The sequence below is a fragment of the Bacillus aerius genome (genome assembly GCF_029894105.1).
Classification (GTDB): domain Bacteria; phylum Bacillota; class Bacilli; order Bacillales; family Bacillaceae; genus Bacillus; species Bacillus altitudinis.
Window position 1 is genome coordinate 2,669,996 of sequence record NZ_JARYHO010000001.1, and the last position, 14,171, is coordinate 2,684,166.

The 14,171-nt window shown below is 38.0% G+C and carries 13 protein-coding genes; 4 read left to right on the forward strand and 9 right to left on the reverse strand.

Going from position 1 to position 14,171, the window contains the following annotated elements:
• Positions 1–31 precede the first annotated feature (31 nt).
• The gene (gene ezrA, locus M2353_RS13755; protein WP_284725587.1) at positions 32–1,735 is read right to left on the reverse strand and encodes a septation ring formation regulator EzrA; all 1,704 of its coding nucleotides are present in this window, start codon (positions 1,733–1,735) and stop codon (positions 32–34) included.
• A 336-nt stretch (positions 1,736–2,071) separates the two neighbouring features.
• Between ezrA and hisJ the strand changes: the two genes are divergently transcribed.
• Complete coding sequence (hisJ, locus tag M2353_RS13760) at positions 2,072–2,887, forward strand: histidinol-phosphatase HisJ (RefSeq protein WP_047945281.1); 816 nt, start codon at positions 2,072–2,074, stop codon at positions 2,885–2,887.
• Here hisJ and refZ read toward each other — a convergent pair.
• On the reverse strand, positions 2,857–3,522 hold the full coding sequence (refZ, locus tag M2353_RS13765) for a forespore capture DNA-binding protein RefZ (RefSeq protein ID WP_008343081.1): 666 nt from the start codon (positions 3,520–3,522) through the stop codon (positions 2,857–2,859). The genes hisJ and refZ overlap by 31 nt on opposite strands.
• Positions 3,523–3,648: 126 nt before the next feature.
• Between refZ and M2353_RS13770 the strand changes: the two genes are divergently transcribed.
• The 3 genes from M2353_RS13770 (at position 3,649) to M2353_RS13780 (ending at position 5,866) form a co-directional block, all read left to right on the forward strand.
• Positions 3,649–4,149, forward strand: coding sequence for a GAF domain-containing protein (locus M2353_RS13770; protein WP_039170268.1), 501 nt, complete (start codon positions 3,649–3,651; stop codon positions 4,147–4,149).
• A 310-nt stretch (positions 4,150–4,459) separates the two neighbouring features.
• Positions 4,460–5,062: a 30S ribosomal protein S4 gene (gene rpsD, locus M2353_RS13775; RefSeq protein WP_007501777.1), complete on the forward strand. Its 603-nt coding sequence runs from the start codon at positions 4,460–4,462 to the stop codon at positions 5,060–5,062.
• A gap of 243 nt (positions 5,063–5,305) precedes the next feature.
• A complete protein-coding gene (locus M2353_RS13780; RefSeq protein ID WP_284725588.1) occupies positions 5,306–5,866 on the forward strand; it encodes a hypothetical protein in 561 nt (186 codons plus the stop codon).
• Between the two features lie 9 nt (positions 5,867–5,875).
• On the opposite strand, the gene M2353_RS13785 is transcribed toward M2353_RS13780, so the two are convergent.
• From M2353_RS13785 to M2353_RS13815, 7 genes are all read right to left on the reverse strand, one after another.
• Positions 5,876–6,475, reverse strand: a complete 600-nt coding sequence (locus M2353_RS13785) for a cysteine hydrolase family protein (RefSeq protein ID WP_284725589.1) — start codon at positions 6,473–6,475, stop codon at positions 5,876–5,878.
• A 49-nt stretch (positions 6,476–6,524) separates the two neighbouring features.
• A complete protein-coding gene (locus M2353_RS13790) occupies positions 6,525–6,737 on the reverse strand; it encodes a hypothetical protein (RefSeq protein WP_035702043.1) in 213 nt (70 codons plus the stop codon).
• Positions 6,738–6,756: 19 nt separating this feature from the next.
• Complete coding sequence (locus M2353_RS13795; protein WP_284725590.1) at positions 6,757–9,921, reverse strand: type I restriction endonuclease subunit R; 3,165 nt, start codon at positions 9,919–9,921, stop codon at positions 6,757–6,759.
• A gap of 18 nt (positions 9,922–9,939) precedes the next feature.
• On the reverse strand, positions 9,940–11,094 hold the full coding sequence (locus M2353_RS13800) for a restriction endonuclease subunit S (RefSeq protein ID WP_284725591.1): 1,155 nt from the start codon (positions 11,092–11,094) through the stop codon (positions 9,940–9,942).
• On the reverse strand, positions 11,084–12,676 hold the full coding sequence (locus M2353_RS13805; protein ID WP_284725592.1) for a type I restriction-modification system subunit M: 1,593 nt from the start codon (positions 12,674–12,676) through the stop codon (positions 11,084–11,086). Before M2353_RS13805 ends, M2353_RS13800 begins: the two co-directional genes overlap by 11 nt.
• 20 nt (positions 12,677–12,696) lie before the next feature.
• The gene (locus tag M2353_RS13810; protein ID WP_284725593.1) at positions 12,697–13,263 is read right to left on the reverse strand and encodes a restriction endonuclease subunit S; all 567 of its coding nucleotides are present in this window, start codon (positions 13,261–13,263) and stop codon (positions 12,697–12,699) included.
• Positions 13,264–13,477: 214 nt separating this feature from the next.
• Entirely contained in the window at positions 13,478–14,125 is a 648-nt protein-coding gene (locus M2353_RS13815; RefSeq protein WP_041092577.1) for an esterase/lipase family protein, read from the reverse strand.
• Positions 14,126–14,171: the final 46 nt, after the last annotated feature.

A 14,171-nucleotide genomic window follows, 5' to 3' on the forward strand; every position in this document is an offset into this window, starting at 1 on the left:
AGCTGAAGTCCTAAAATGGACTTCAGCTTTTTTATTGATGCTGATATTCTTTTTCTTGCTGAGTTAAAAGCTTCTGAACGGCTCCAGGTGATGCTTTTTCGACAGCTGCTGCCGCCACATCAAATGAATCGTTATAATCATAGGCATAAAATCTTCGTTCTGCCTCTTTTAATTGCTCTGAAAGAATGTGGTTTTGACTTCTAAACCGGTTGCCGTATTGTATAATCCGTTCAATTTGATCCACTTTACGAAGCATGTCATGTGTTTCATCAACCACATGTCTGACTGTTTCAGAGGCTTCTTTTAATTGCTGGTTCACTGCTGGCATATTCAGCGGCAAATTCTCTAGCTGCTCCTGCACTTGCTGAATCATCTCCTGCGCTTTTTCAGCACGGTCTTTGATGTCAGCAGGTACACCTGGAATGTTGCTTTTGTGCAGCTGGCGCACTGTATCTGTCAGCATGGTTTTAAGTTCAGCCAATGTTTCTCTTGCCTGTAATTCTTCTTTTCGTAACGATTGAAGGTGATCTTTAAACGCTTCATGAAGCGTTTTGGCATCCTCAATAAAGGTCTCAAGCTGATTGATTTCATCCATTAATAATGTGTATGCGACATGGTCACGATCAAGCTTCTCTCGTATTTGCTTCATGAGCTTTTCAATTTCTTCTAATCGTTTTTCGAAGGCTTTCTGCTGATCCAGCTCTCCGGCTGTCAGCTTATAGCTTTCTTTCACAAGAGCCGTTTCTGCCTTTGTCTGCGTGTGGTCTTGTTCAAGTTTTTCAAATGCCTCGATCAGCTCAGGCATTTTGCTCTTGATTTCCTGACCTGCTTCTACTTCTGCTTCTAGCTGATCATACAGCGTCTGAATCGCATCATCAATCATTTGCAGAATGCTTGATGCTTCATCTAAATTGAGTTCATCAATCAGCAGTTTCTCCGCCCGGGTCAGCTGTTTATTCAAGTTCTCCAGCTCTTTTGTGATCTGGATGTGCTCTAGCTTGTAGCCTTTGTCTGTCATTTCTTTATAACCGTCTTTCAGCTTCGTTAGCTGACCTGGCACAGTTTGTTTGCAGTCTGCGATGAGCTTCGGTACATCATTGATATATAATTGTAGCTGATCGAGTCTGCGGTCTTGCTCAAGCAAAATTTTCCTTGCTGTCATGTAGTTTCCGTTTTCTGTCTCTTCCTCATACTGCTTAATCCCTTCCCAGGCCTCATCTAAGTCCTGCTCCATTTTGTCATAAAGGGTGCCGTATAAATGGCTGTAAGCAAGTAGATTTTTTCGTACCGTTTGATATTGCTCTTTGACCTTCTCGATGTCTTTTCGATTTTGCTCTTCACTTGTGACAAGGTCTGCAATCTCTTTTAAAATGTCTTCGATGTTTGAATCAGCAGCGGTGAGCAGATCTCCTATATGTGCAAGAACTTGCTTCGCTTTGGAGAATCGATATTTATCAGAATACTCCTCTGCATCATATAATAGCTCCTCTACCTTTGGAAGATGGGCTGTGACGATATCGTCCCACTCTGCACGCCATCTTTCAAAAAACTGCTCTGTTTCTCCGGTCATTTTTAAATGTTTGATTTTTGAAATTTCTTCTACAATTGATCTGTTTAAAATTTCAATTTTCCATGCTTCCAATCGGTCAATCTCTTTATATATATTTTTTCTGAGGAAATAACCGACTGAAAACAAAGCAAGCAAAATGACAATTAAACCGATGATAAACTCCATAATGAGCCCCCTTGTTGTGATCTAAGTGATGTCAGGGTAGTGTCCCGAGTAGACCTGAGAACCCTTTCGTGTCCGCTTTGCATTTGTTTTTTATAAGCAGGATTGTATTTTTCCCAATACGATCCATTCACGGTTTTATGTATGTTTTTTCAAGAAAGTCATTCAGGCTTTCTATCATTTGATCACATGTATTGATGTGACCTGTTTTTATGTATGCGGAAGCTGTCGTTTTCATTGTTATTATGATACCATGTAACCAGCATTTTTGGTCATGATTTTTCATTATTTTCGCTGATAAACATGACGTTTTTCAAAATATCGACAAGAGGTGACGACATGTTGAAACAAGATGCACATTTACATACGCCATTTTGCCCGCACGGTACGCTTGATCCTTTTCATTCTTATATTGAAAAAGCAATGAAAAAGGGATTTGATTCCATCACCTTTACCGAGCATGCCCCGCTGCCTCCTTCGTTTCGAGATCCAACGCCTGAACAGGATAGCGCCATGAAGCTTCGAGACCTTGAAGCCTATTTGACGAAGCTGGATCAGCTGAAACAGGAATACAAAGGACAGTTAATAGTAAAAACTGGGCTTGAGGTCGACTATATCAAAGAGTATGAAGAGGAAACAAGTGCCTTTTTAGACTGCTACGGCCCTGAACTAGACGATAGCATTTTATCTGTTCACTTTCTTCCTGCTGGCAATGATTATATTTGTCTTGATTTTGATGAGCACGCCTTCAAGCAGCTGATCAGCATCTATGGCAGCACCGAACACGTCTATCAAAGCTACTATGACCAAATTCATTCTTCTATTCTATCATCTTTAGGTCCATATAAGCCAAAGAGAATCGGTCATATCACCCTTGTCCAGAAATTCAAACAACTTTTCCCATACGAAATGTCGCCAGAACTATGTCAAAGGGTCACCCTTTGTCTTGAAGAAACGGCAAAAAAAGGCATGTCCTTAGATTTTAATACATCAGGTCTTCGTAAAACATATGCCAGAAGTATCTATTTAGATCAATGGATGATTGATCTTGCAAAACAGAAAAAAATTCCGCTCATATTCGGGTCTGATGCCCATCAAGCGGAAGATCTCGGGTATGCGTATGATCAATTTGAAGACATCATGAGTTTCAGGTGAGGATCAAGTGCGGGTTCGTTTGGTTCTAACAGATGATGAAGCGATCGGCTCAGTTCCTTATAGTACGTTTGATAAAAGTAAGGCTCGTTTGGGTTGATATAAAGCACTTCTGTTAAATATTGCGGCTGTAAATATGGCATCATCAGAAGTGATTTTAGCTGGATCATAAATGATGAGAGTGACAGCTGCTTACAAATCACATGGGTGCTTTTTCCTTTTTCAATGATGAGCTGAAACAAGTATTTTTCCTTTGTTAAATAGGTGGACATGATTTCCCTGATCAGCGTTGAATCAATGGTCACCTCTCGATAAACGAAACGGGTTAATTGACGATTTTCATGCTGATAAGATAAAATATCAAAAACCACATGAAGTAAACATTCTTTTGCATGACGGGTTTCCATGTGCTGGATGTGCGATTCAATCATCTGAATATAGCCTTCATAAAAATCGGATACGAGCTGCTCGAGCAGCCCTCCTTTTCCTTGAAAGTAATAAGATATATGGGCAACGTTGACGTTTGCTTCCTTCGCAATCTCACGGACAGAGGTTCCAGAAAATCCCTTTTGGTTAAAAAGTCTGATGGCAGCTTCAATAATACGGTCTTTTGTTTGCACGGTTGTTGATGTTTTCATCCGCTCACCCCTCTTCATGTGTACATACTTCAAGGTGAAGGCGGAAGTTCCTTTAATCATTGCTCGACAAATCCCACATGCGAAGCGCAAGTTATGTATTTTTGAGATAGAAAGTAGGAGATTTTCATGTTTCATGTCGAAAAACAGTCTGGTGATCCATCGAAGGACTATCAATTACTCATCAAGCAAGTAGAAGCGATTACGGATGGTGAACCTGATCTCATTGCCAACCTAGCCAATGCTGCGGCGCTGCTTTATCACTCGCTTCCTGAAGTCAATTGGGCAGGATTTTATTTAGCAAAAGACGGAGAGCTTGTGCTTGGTCCATTCAACGGACTGCCCGCATGTGTACGCATTCCTTCTGGAAAAGGGGTTTGCGGTACAGCATTTGCGACAGGTGATGTACAGCGTATCGCTGATGTCCATGCATTCCCTGGTCATATTGCATGTGATGCAGCATCGCAATCTGAAATTGTGATCCCACTTAAAGTAAATGGACAAATCATTGGGGTACTCGATATTGACAGTCCAGTGAAAGATCGATTCAATGAAGTGGATGAAACGTACTTAGTTCAATTTACAGAGGTTCTCCAAAATGCGTTATCAGCCTCTACTGATGCGTCATGATGCTTGAAAAGCAGACAATGTGTCTGCTTTTTTGTTTTACTTTCTTCCCGGATGAATGCCGACCACGTTTGATATTCTCCTCTTTAAATAGGTTGACTTCTCCTATCTGGCGTCATATAATAGAGTTTGTGTGAAATATGGCAGCCTTTTTGTTCGGCTTTTTTGTATCATTTTGTTCCTTCTATATGGAGGTGCATCTTGTAACTCCCTGCTGCTGGAGCGAGGATGCATGAAAACATAATGACGGAAAAGACAAAGAACAGACGGTTTTTATTTTTCACAAATAAAAACAATAAGGAGGAGTCACATTATGGCTCGCTATACAGGTCCAAGTTGGAAGATTTCCCGCCGTTTAGGCATTTCATTAAGCGGAACAGGTAAGGAACTTGAAAAACGCCCTTACGCTCCAGGCCCACATGGTCCAGGACAACGCAAAAAACTATCTGAATACGGTTTACAATTACAAGAGAAGCAAAAGCTTCGTCACATGTACGGTGTCAACGAACGTCAATTCCGTACACTATTTGACAGAGCTGCTAAACTTCCTGGTAAACAAGGTGAAAACTTCATGATCCTTCTTGAAACTCGCCTTGACAACCTAGTATACCGTCTTGGCCTTGCTCGTACGCGCCGCCAAGCTCGTCAGCTAGTAAACCATGGTCACATCCTTGTTGATGGAAGCCGTGTAGACATCCCATCTTTCTCTGTGAAACCAGGTCAAACGATTGCTCTTCGTGAGAAATCTCAAAACCTTGCAGTTGTGAAAGAATCAGTTGAAGTGAACAACTTCGTACCTGAATACCTTACTTTCGATGCTGAAAAGCTTGAAGGAACTTTCACTCGTCTTCCAGAGCGTTCTGAATTAGCGCCTGAAATCAGCGAACAACTAATCGTTGAGTTCTACTCTCGTTAATTTCATGACTCTCTCAGAGAGTGATCAAACAAACCCTAGAGACCTTGATTGTTCAAGGATTTCTAGGGTTTTTTGTTTGGTCTTTTGTACGATACTCTCTAGCTACAAATAACTTATTTGCACACAAGAAAATTAGAACACCGATTACTCTTTACTCTTTTTCGTTTTCCTCTTACAATTACATTTACTGGATAACTCACAACTTAAAACAATAATGTAAGGAACGTTAAGGAGGAAAACAATTTGTCGATCATTTCATTTATGTTAGCACTTATGCTCATTTCAATTGTTATCTATGCGGTTTTGAGAAAGACAAAAGTTGTCGATGAAGCACCTGGAGCTATCGCTGAAATTCTCCTCATTTTACTCATCTTTTTTTCGATTAGTTTTGTCATCATCATTCCAAGTTCTGTACTTTATGTTGTTTCATTAGGAGTGAATTTTCTTTTTGGAGAATATATTACCTATGCATCATTTCTTTCATTATTGACCTTCTGTCTATTCGTCAGTGGGATTGTTCTTTTTTGGTCGATCTTTTTAGTATTCATTGGTAAAGGAATCTCCTCTTTGCTAAGATTTCCTCAATGGTTCACGTTTATCTTTGAATTTTTACTCTCATGGATCGTTGTGCATACCTCAATTAAGTTTGTACTTAATATGAACATAGTCAATGTCTCCATTTGGGAGCACGGCACACTCATTTTATCTTTCTTTGTCAGCTTCTTATTTATTGGAATTGATCTCATCTACTCAAGTATTGAACAACGAAAACAGCCGCTGGATGAACAAGCAAAAAGCTCCTAGAGATGATTTCTAGGAGCTTTTGCTTGCCCAATTTGTGATCAGCTGCTCTGTTGTCAGGACAGTCGCAAATTCGTCATGCAGTGTTGCAAGTGAAAGGCGATGGATCGTTTCTGGGTCATAGTATGTACCGGTTTGATCTGTTAAACCAAAAGCGGCTGTTGCATCTGACATGAGGTATGTCTCAAAGCCTAGGTTTCCACTCATTCTTGTTGTGGTAGATACGCAGTGTGGTGTTGTGAGTCCAGCAATCACAACAGTGTCGATCTCGTTTGATCTTAGTTGTTCCTCTAAGTTTGTGCCTATAAAGCTGCTGTTGACTTTCTTTTGTATGACCGTTTCTTCATCTAGCGGTTTGGCGATCTCTTTGAAGGAGTGCCCTTCATTTGCTGGATAAAATAAGGAGTGCGGCTGATCCGATGTATGCTGAATATGAATGACTGTCCATCCTTTTTCTCTCCAAAACGTCAATAGACGACTGATATTCTTCTCTGCATCTAGGTTATTCCGTTCTCCCCATTTTTCGTGCTCGAATGCTTTCTGTACATCGACCATAATCAAAGCCTTTTGATGTTGTTGCACAAATACCCACCTCCGAAGATTCTCGTTCATTATATGTAGTGTAAGGAATGGCGGTTGATTTGTACATGTTTTTATTTGGCTATGTACGATGTTTTGTCTGTTTTTGCAGTAAAAAGACAAACCACACACTGGCTATTAAGTAATAGATACCAATGATGGATGTACAATTAGATATGACTTCTGCCCATTGCACTGATTTGACGATTGCCATCCAGATCATATAGATGATCAGAAATGAACATGGGAAATAGAGAAAGTAGCCTAAGAAATATTGTTTGAGTTTTTGCGTCATTTGAAACTCCTTATCAAGATTATCTTAATTCATCATCCAGAGGAACAATCACTTCATCTAACAATCTTCTCCACGCACGTTTCATTTCAGGCCCGTATTTTAATGGTTTCGCATCCGGATGAATTGCTTTGTATTGATCAAACTGTTTACTATCAATGATGTTCCCTATATTCGGAATAGGATCAGTTCCTATCATATATTGAATAGATGATAAATGGAGTTCGTTCTCATCCACGAACCACGTTTCAGCAAATTCTTTAATATGGGAATTTTTCTTTTTTGTAAAGAATGTTCGTTTGACCACTAATATATCTTCATCTGGATTCACCTGTTTATTGTCCATTTCATTGAGGATCGCTCGATACACCTCTTTTACAACTTCAGCTTTTTTCAATTTTTGAAGTGCCTTTTCGATTTCTTGACGGATATCATGATTATTGGCAGAGTAATTTCCTAACAGTTGATCAATAAAGGCAGAGTCAATGTCGTATAGCTTAACAGAATTCTCACCATAAAATTCAATATCCGAGAAGTTGGGTGTTTTCTCTTCTTTCTCTTTCGTCCCTTCTTCTACTAGTGAGCCTTTGATTGTATTGTATATACCGATATTTTCTTCGATCATCATCACTTGTTCTCGCAAGGCTTTTGATGCTTCCATATCATCGTTGTAATTGTCATACGTCACGAGAGCTTCATAAGCATTACTCAGCTCTTGGAATGCTTTAACAAATTCAACACGTTCCTCTACTGGCGAATGCTCGTCCAATTCAGAAAGATTGATATCAAGTGACTTTAAGGTTTTATGTGCCTTTTTAAATCGTTTCAATGATTCTTCATAAGTTGGGTACACAAGATTCGTTTCTTCCTGTTCGTTAGAGTATGTCTTGGTCGCTTCCTCTACATTCCACTCCATCGTCCACGGCTTTCTAAACGTCATGATGAGCCCTTTTGTTTTACCAGGATATGTACGATTTGTTCGCGAGAAAGCTTGAATTAAACCCGCATACTCTAGTAGTCGATCCACAAAAAGAGTTTGTATGGTCGGCGCATCAAAGCCAGTTAAAAGGCGATCAACCACAATCACTAAATCTATATGCTTACCAAATTGTTTAAACTCCGCTTTTTTTCGGGCTAATCTGTTGTTAATGTCCCCATTATACCGCTCAATATCTTGAATCGACCAAGCGGTATCATAAGATTGATTATAGTCTTTGATGATGTTTATCATATCTTCTTGATCTAGTTTTGAAGTTTCTTCATTATCATTTAATGAGTAGGTGATCGCGATTCTAGGAAAATCCTTATCCTCTATCGTTCGCCCTTTACGAATCGGATGACCTTCAAACTCTTTTGCCATCCAATCAGGATCTTTCGTCATCCTTTTTATTGCATCATAATATCGTTTGGCCATCGCAATAGAGTTTGTTGTCAAAATAGCGGACTTTTGCGGTCGTCCGTTTTTGAAATCAAACTTTGTATAAGCATTATCCGGTCGAAATATCTTATGGATGACCTTTTGAATATGCTCATCACTTTCATAGATAGTGGATGGCAAATGGGATTCCTTCTCCATCCCATCCATTTGATCAATATACGTATTTAATTCATCATCACTAAGATGAGCGTATTTGTCATTTTGACGAAGCCGAGAAAAAATATGATTGCTAAGAGAGTTTGGTTCAATCGTATCTTCATGTTCTACTTGGAATCCTAGAACTGCACCATCATCTAAGGCGTTTTTAATCGTATATGTATGAAGCTCTTCACCGTATTGATCACGAGTCGTTCGTGCTAACTGTCCTTTTGGTTGTTTTTTATTAACATCGAAAATAGGTGTTCCAGTAAAACCAAACCAAGTAGAATTAGGGAACGTTTTCTTCACAGACTCCATGCCCTCCGCACTTAATGCTCGATGGCATTCATCAACGACAAAGACAATATGTTGACCGATCAGTTTTTGAAATCGGTTCTTACCATCCTGCTCTTCTTGTTTTTTTGCATATTTGATGGCATTCTCTAGTTTTTGACGAGTCGTAATAATAATGGTATTTGAATTGGCATCCGCTAATAGTATTTCACTAAGTTTTCGTGCGCTTTTTGTTCCAATAATTAAACTATTAGACTTTACCTTATCTGAAGAGATTCCTGTATTAAATTCAGACGCAAACCTTGTAAATTCTGTGGTGGTTTGATTATCTAAATCTTTTCGGTCAATGAGCATAATTGTCCGGTCAACGCCTGGTTTCCTTGCTAATAATTTGGTAGCAACGAAACTCGTTAATGTCTTTCCTGACCCTGTTGCATGCCATACATATCCAGATTCATGCTTCATGGCTGCGGTAAACAATGCTTCAATTGCATGTATTTGATATGGATGTAAAACCATTAACGCTTTTTGATCATTTTCTTCGCTCACAACGGTATATTGAGCGATCAATCGATGGGCATCTGGAATGTTCAATACTTGTTTCACAAATTCATAGAGATTGTTAACTTTACTGTTATTTTTTGTCCGCCAACTAAAAACAAACTTCTTATGCATATCTTTTGGCAGAGCATTGGCAAAATAACGAGTCGTTTGTTCATTTGAAATGACAAATAACTGAAGAGTGGAAAAAATATTATTACGAAATAGCCCTTCCTCTGCATACTTCTTCACTTGATTGAATGCTTGAAACACACCATCTTTTGCCGTAACTTTTTTCAATTCAATTTGCACAATGGGTAACCCATTGATTAATAATGTCACATCAAAACGCCTGTCACGTTCGTCAATGTTCGCTCTTTTTTTCGCAATTTGATGAACAACTTCATATGTAGAAATGCCCCCACCGATATCATGATTTGAATAAAGAACGAGTGACATCGAACCTAGGGACACATCATCTCGTTCAATCGTAATGCGAGCAATCCCATTTTCACCTTTTAGCCACCTTGCTGCATCAAAAGGTGTTTGCGTTTTATTTAAAATTTCCGTTTTAATTTTATCAAATTCCTTATCAGAAATCGGATGTTCCCCAATTTCTGATAAGTTGTTTTGTGTGATGATCTTTCGTAAGTTCTGCCATAAGTCGGATTCTGATTTTAAATCCGGACGATAGTTCCATTGATTATGTCCTTCGCCCATTACCTCAATTAAAAGACGTTCTATTTCTGTTTCATCTCTATGTTCATTCTTCTCCATTCTATTTCCCCCTTTTGCTTAGACAAACATCTTTTGTAAAAAGGCTTTTTTGGTTTGTTTTAAGATATCTAGTTCTTGTTCGTGTAGAGCGATTGTTTTGTCTAGTTGTTTGAAAAAGCTCGCTATTTGAGTTTGTTCTTCTCTTTTTGGATAATATAGATTCACTTCTTTTAAATCAGAGTTATGTAGATGAACAACTGATTTACCTTGTGCTTTCTTACTTAGTTCTTTTTGTTGTTTACCATTTGAGATAGTGAGTGCTAAAAAAATCGAATTAATTTCGTCACAGGGGTAAATAACATTCAAGTCTCCACCCAAAATAATATTGGGTCTTCTTACTACAGATGCTCTAGCAATATCATCAGATGTTTCACCAGATGAAGGAACAATTACCTCATAACCTTTACTAATTAAAGATTTTTCTTTTACTTTAGTAAATGTATCGACTTCTTCTATTACAGTTTGATATTTAGTATATAAACGGCCATATAAAATTATAGGATCTCCTTCTTCTACTAGATCACTTTTAGAATAACCAATTCCTTTAGCAAAAGTAGCTAAATCTTTTAATCTTTTCTTTCCCCACTCCCCACTAAACCCAGGAAAACGAATTTCAGGTTCAGATTCTCCTTCTTTCGGAAACATTTTTTGTAAGAATCCTTGTTTCGTTTGTTTTAAGGTGTCTAGTTCTTGTTGTTGAATAGCAATTATTTCGTCTAGTTGTTTGAAGAAGTTTCCGATTCGTGTTTGTTCCCTTAATAGGGGCACATTAATAGAAATTTTATAAATACTAATTTTTGATAAGCTAGGTACCCCAGTTGATTCATCGTACTTCTTCCAATCAATTCTATTAGCTAGTGAGTACAGAAAATACAAATCATTTTTCCCTTTAACTGTCATATAAAACAAAGTATCTACCGTCCAAAAAGGTGCTAATAACAACTGCGGTTTATTTATAGTACCTTTCCTTCCAATTCCAATAGCATCATCATCTGATAACTTATCATTAACACTATGCATATACCCACCAGTACCATAAACTGGTATATTTCCTTTTTTTAAATGTTTATAATCCTTGCCCGAGTTTATATTCAACACGTCAACAATTTTACATTCGTCCCATTCCCCACTAAACCCTTTAAACCTAACTTCCGGCACGCTCTTACTTCCCACGTTTAAACACCTCTAACGCACCTTTCATCCATTCTGCGTCTTTCTCATCAAACTGCATGGAAGAAATCATGTCATATAAATTAGACTCTAGCTCTTCTTTTTCTTTTCGAATCTCTTGGATTTTTGTTCCAATGGCGGTCATATCGACAGGCTCTTCTTCTTCAAATGTATCGACATATCTTGGAATGTTTAAGTTGAAGTCATTTTCTTTGATTTCCTCAAAGCTTGCCACATGTGCATACTTTTCTACATCTTCTCGTTTTTGATATGTCTCTACTACTTTATCAATGTGGTCAGTTGATAATTTGTTTTGATTTTTTCCTTTGGTAAATTCTTTACTCGCATCAATAAATAGTACATCGCGCGTTGTACGGTTCTTCTTTAAAATGATGACAGTGGTTGGAATACTAGTACCAAAGAATAAGTTTGCCGGTAAACCGATTACCGTATCAATATGTCCATCTTCTAGTAATTTTTTACGGATGACACCTTCTGCTGCACCTCTAAAAAGAACTCCATGTGGCAGGACAATCGCCATAGTTCCAGAATCTTTTAAATGATATAAGCCATGCAAAAGAAAAGCAAAGTCCGCTTTGGATTTCGGTGCTAGTTTCCCATAGCGATTAAAGCGTGAATCATCTAAAAATGTATCGTCTGCTGACCATTTAGCTGAATATGGCGGATTCATTAGAACTGAATCAAATGTATATGGCTCATCGGTTGGCCAGTCTTTATTTAGTGTATCCCCGTTACGCAGGCGCATGTCCTCGTAATCAACACCGTGCAGAATTAAGTTCATTTTTGCTAAATTAAAAGTTGTCGTATTCAGTTCTTGCCCATGATATTTCACACTTTCTGGATACTTAATGTAATTACGAACATTTAACATTAAAGAACCCGAACCCATTGTAGGGTCATACACGCTGAATAATTTTTTCTCCTCTTGTCCCATTGCCACAATACGTGCCATCATGATAGACACTTCATGTGGTGTATAGAATTCGCCTGCTTTTTTCCCTGCTTCAGAGGCAAATTGACTGATTAAATATTCATAAGCATCTCCAATGACATCTCCATTATGACCAATAACATCGACATCATTTAATTTTTTCAATACCTCTGTAATGGTAATATTTCTCTGTTGATCATCTGACCCTAGTTTTTTCGATTTCAAATCCACATCATCAAACAAGCCACTAAATTGAAGATATTTCGTCGATAAATCAATGAATGCTTTATTCAAATCATTCAACTGAAAGATATTCTGTTTTGCCTGACTCGCTAACTCACTAAATAAATACGTTGGTTCGATATCATACCCTATCGTATCGACTAATGTTTCAATTAAGTCTTTTTGAATATCCTCATCTGATAACAACTCTTTGTATAATTGCGCTTGTTTATCCTTCGTGTCATATTTTTCCAGTGGTTCATCTGCAACTTCGACCACTTTTTCTAATAATCGATCAGATAAATATTTATAGAAGATCAATCCTAATAAATAGTTTTTATACTCTGAAGCATCCATTTTGCTTCTAAGGTCATCTGCGGCACTAAATAATGTTGTATGTAAGTCAGCCATCGTTATTTCCTCACTTTTCTTTATTGATCATATTGTTTTAATACTTCTAAAAATAGTTGTTCTTCTAATTTTGCTTGTTTCTTCATAAGCGCTTGACGCTTTCTAAAATGAAAATAGGCTCTTCCTATCATTTTTTGTTTTTCTATAGAAGGAAGCCGCACTTCTAATCCACGAAAAATGCCAGGTGTTAATTTTGGAACCGTACTTCCTTGCATAGAAACTGCCATTTGTTTTTTCATAAATTGAGATTCATTTAAAACATAACATAAATAATGCTTATCTAACTTATCGGTATCAATTATGAGTTTGGCAAAGTTCTGGTTCATGACTTTACCTTGAGTCTCGATACTGACAATGCCCGCAACAGAACTAACAAAGCTGAAGACTACATCACAAACGGTTGTTAAGTACGGATCAACGGTTAATAATGTGCTTTCTTTTTCATTTACAATGGAGTCTAAATAAGCACCATCTAAATCTTTCATTAAATCTTCATAAGAATATGTAGATAAGTCAGCATAATCATGTTCGTTTTTTCTTGATTGATTTTTCCCCATTTTGATCGTTATGATTTGTTCAAGTTTCATATCCCGCCCTCATTTAGTAATTCGTACGAATTACTTTTTAATATATATTCATCGTACCATAGTCTCATTTCATCGACAATCATTTCGAGTATTCACACAGATTACTTTTAATTTATCGACTAATCAATAGTTACTCCAGTTTCTTCATTAAGAATAATTACTGGTGAAAATAAAGAAAACCAACTTCCATGATTGGAAGCTGGCCATTTTTATATTAATTCGTATTCTGTCCTCCGCCATTCAATCCTTCTTTCACATAGCCTTTGACTTGGCTTGAGGTTAATAGACCGATATGTCCAACGCCGTGGATCAGGACATTTCTTGCGCCAATTAAACGCGAAAGGCTGTTGACGACAATGAGATCGGCTGAGCTATAGACGGATGTGTAAAGAATTTTTTGATTTGGATCGGTGCCTGGTAATGCTCTGAGTGAAACGAGTCCGTTCGCTCCACCAAGTGTGACGACGTTTTCAATTTTATCTCCGCCGTCTAGGTTTTTAATATAGTATAACGTGTTCGCACCGCCCATACTATGAGCCACAATATCTACTTTTTTGGCGCCCGTTTTGGCTAGTACATCTTTGACGAATCTAGAGAGCCTCGGGCCATTGTTCAGGTTATTGCCCGTTTTGTCTATGAAATCGATTGCAAAAAGTTGGTTTTGATCCCATCCCTGTGATACCAAGTATCGTTTGATCGAAGCAAAGTTATAAGACGCACCACCCATGCCGTGTACCATTACAACCGGATTATGCTCAGCCGCTTTGGCTTCTTTCGGCTGGATGAAGGCTATTGAACCTAGCACTAAGGCAAGGGCAACAAGAATTTGCAAACTCTTTTTCTTAAATCGAATCACTTTCATTCCCCCTTATTCATCTTATTCGACTCTATTTTATACAAGAAAAATA

What these genes read in the sequence shown, in the direction of transcription:
- M2353_RS13815 (WP_041092577.1), bottom strand. Translation starts at nt 14,125, where the DNA reads ATGAAAGTGATTCGATTTAAGAAAAAGAGTTTGCAAATTCTTGTTGCC.
- hisJ (WP_047945281.1), top strand. Translation starts at nt 2,072, where the DNA reads ATGTTGAAACAAGATGCACATTTACATACGCCATTTTGCCCGCACGGT.
- M2353_RS13805 (WP_284725592.1), bottom strand. Translation starts at nt 12,676, where the DNA reads ATGGCTGACTTACATACAACATTATTTAGTGCCGCAGATGACCTTAGA.
- refZ (WP_008343081.1), bottom strand. Translation starts at nt 3,522, where the DNA reads ATGAAAACATCAACAACCGTGCAAACAAAAGACCGTATTATTGAAGCT.
- ezrA (WP_284725587.1), bottom strand. Translation starts at nt 1,735, where the DNA reads ATGGAGTTTATCATCGGTTTAATTGTCATTTTGCTTGCTTTGTTTTCA.
- M2353_RS13810 (WP_284725593.1), bottom strand. Translation starts at nt 13,263, where the DNA reads ATGAAACTTGAACAAATCATAACGATCAAAATGGGGAAAAATCAATCA.
- M2353_RS13790 (WP_035702043.1), bottom strand. Translation starts at nt 6,737, where the DNA reads ATGACGCAAAAACTCAAACAATATTTCTTAGGCTACTTTCTCTATTTC.
- M2353_RS13795 (WP_284725590.1), bottom strand. Translation starts at nt 9,921, where the DNA reads ATGGAGAAGAATGAACATAGAGATGAAACAGAAATAGAACGTCTTTTA.
- M2353_RS13770 (WP_039170268.1), top strand. Translation starts at nt 3,649, where the DNA reads ATGTTTCATGTCGAAAAACAGTCTGGTGATCCATCGAAGGACTATCAA.
- rpsD (WP_007501777.1), top strand. Translation starts at nt 4,460, where the DNA reads ATGGCTCGCTATACAGGTCCAAGTTGGAAGATTTCCCGCCGTTTAGGC.
- M2353_RS13785 (WP_284725589.1), bottom strand. Translation starts at nt 6,475, where the DNA reads ATGAACGAGAATCTTCGGAGGTGGGTATTTGTGCAACAACATCAAAAG.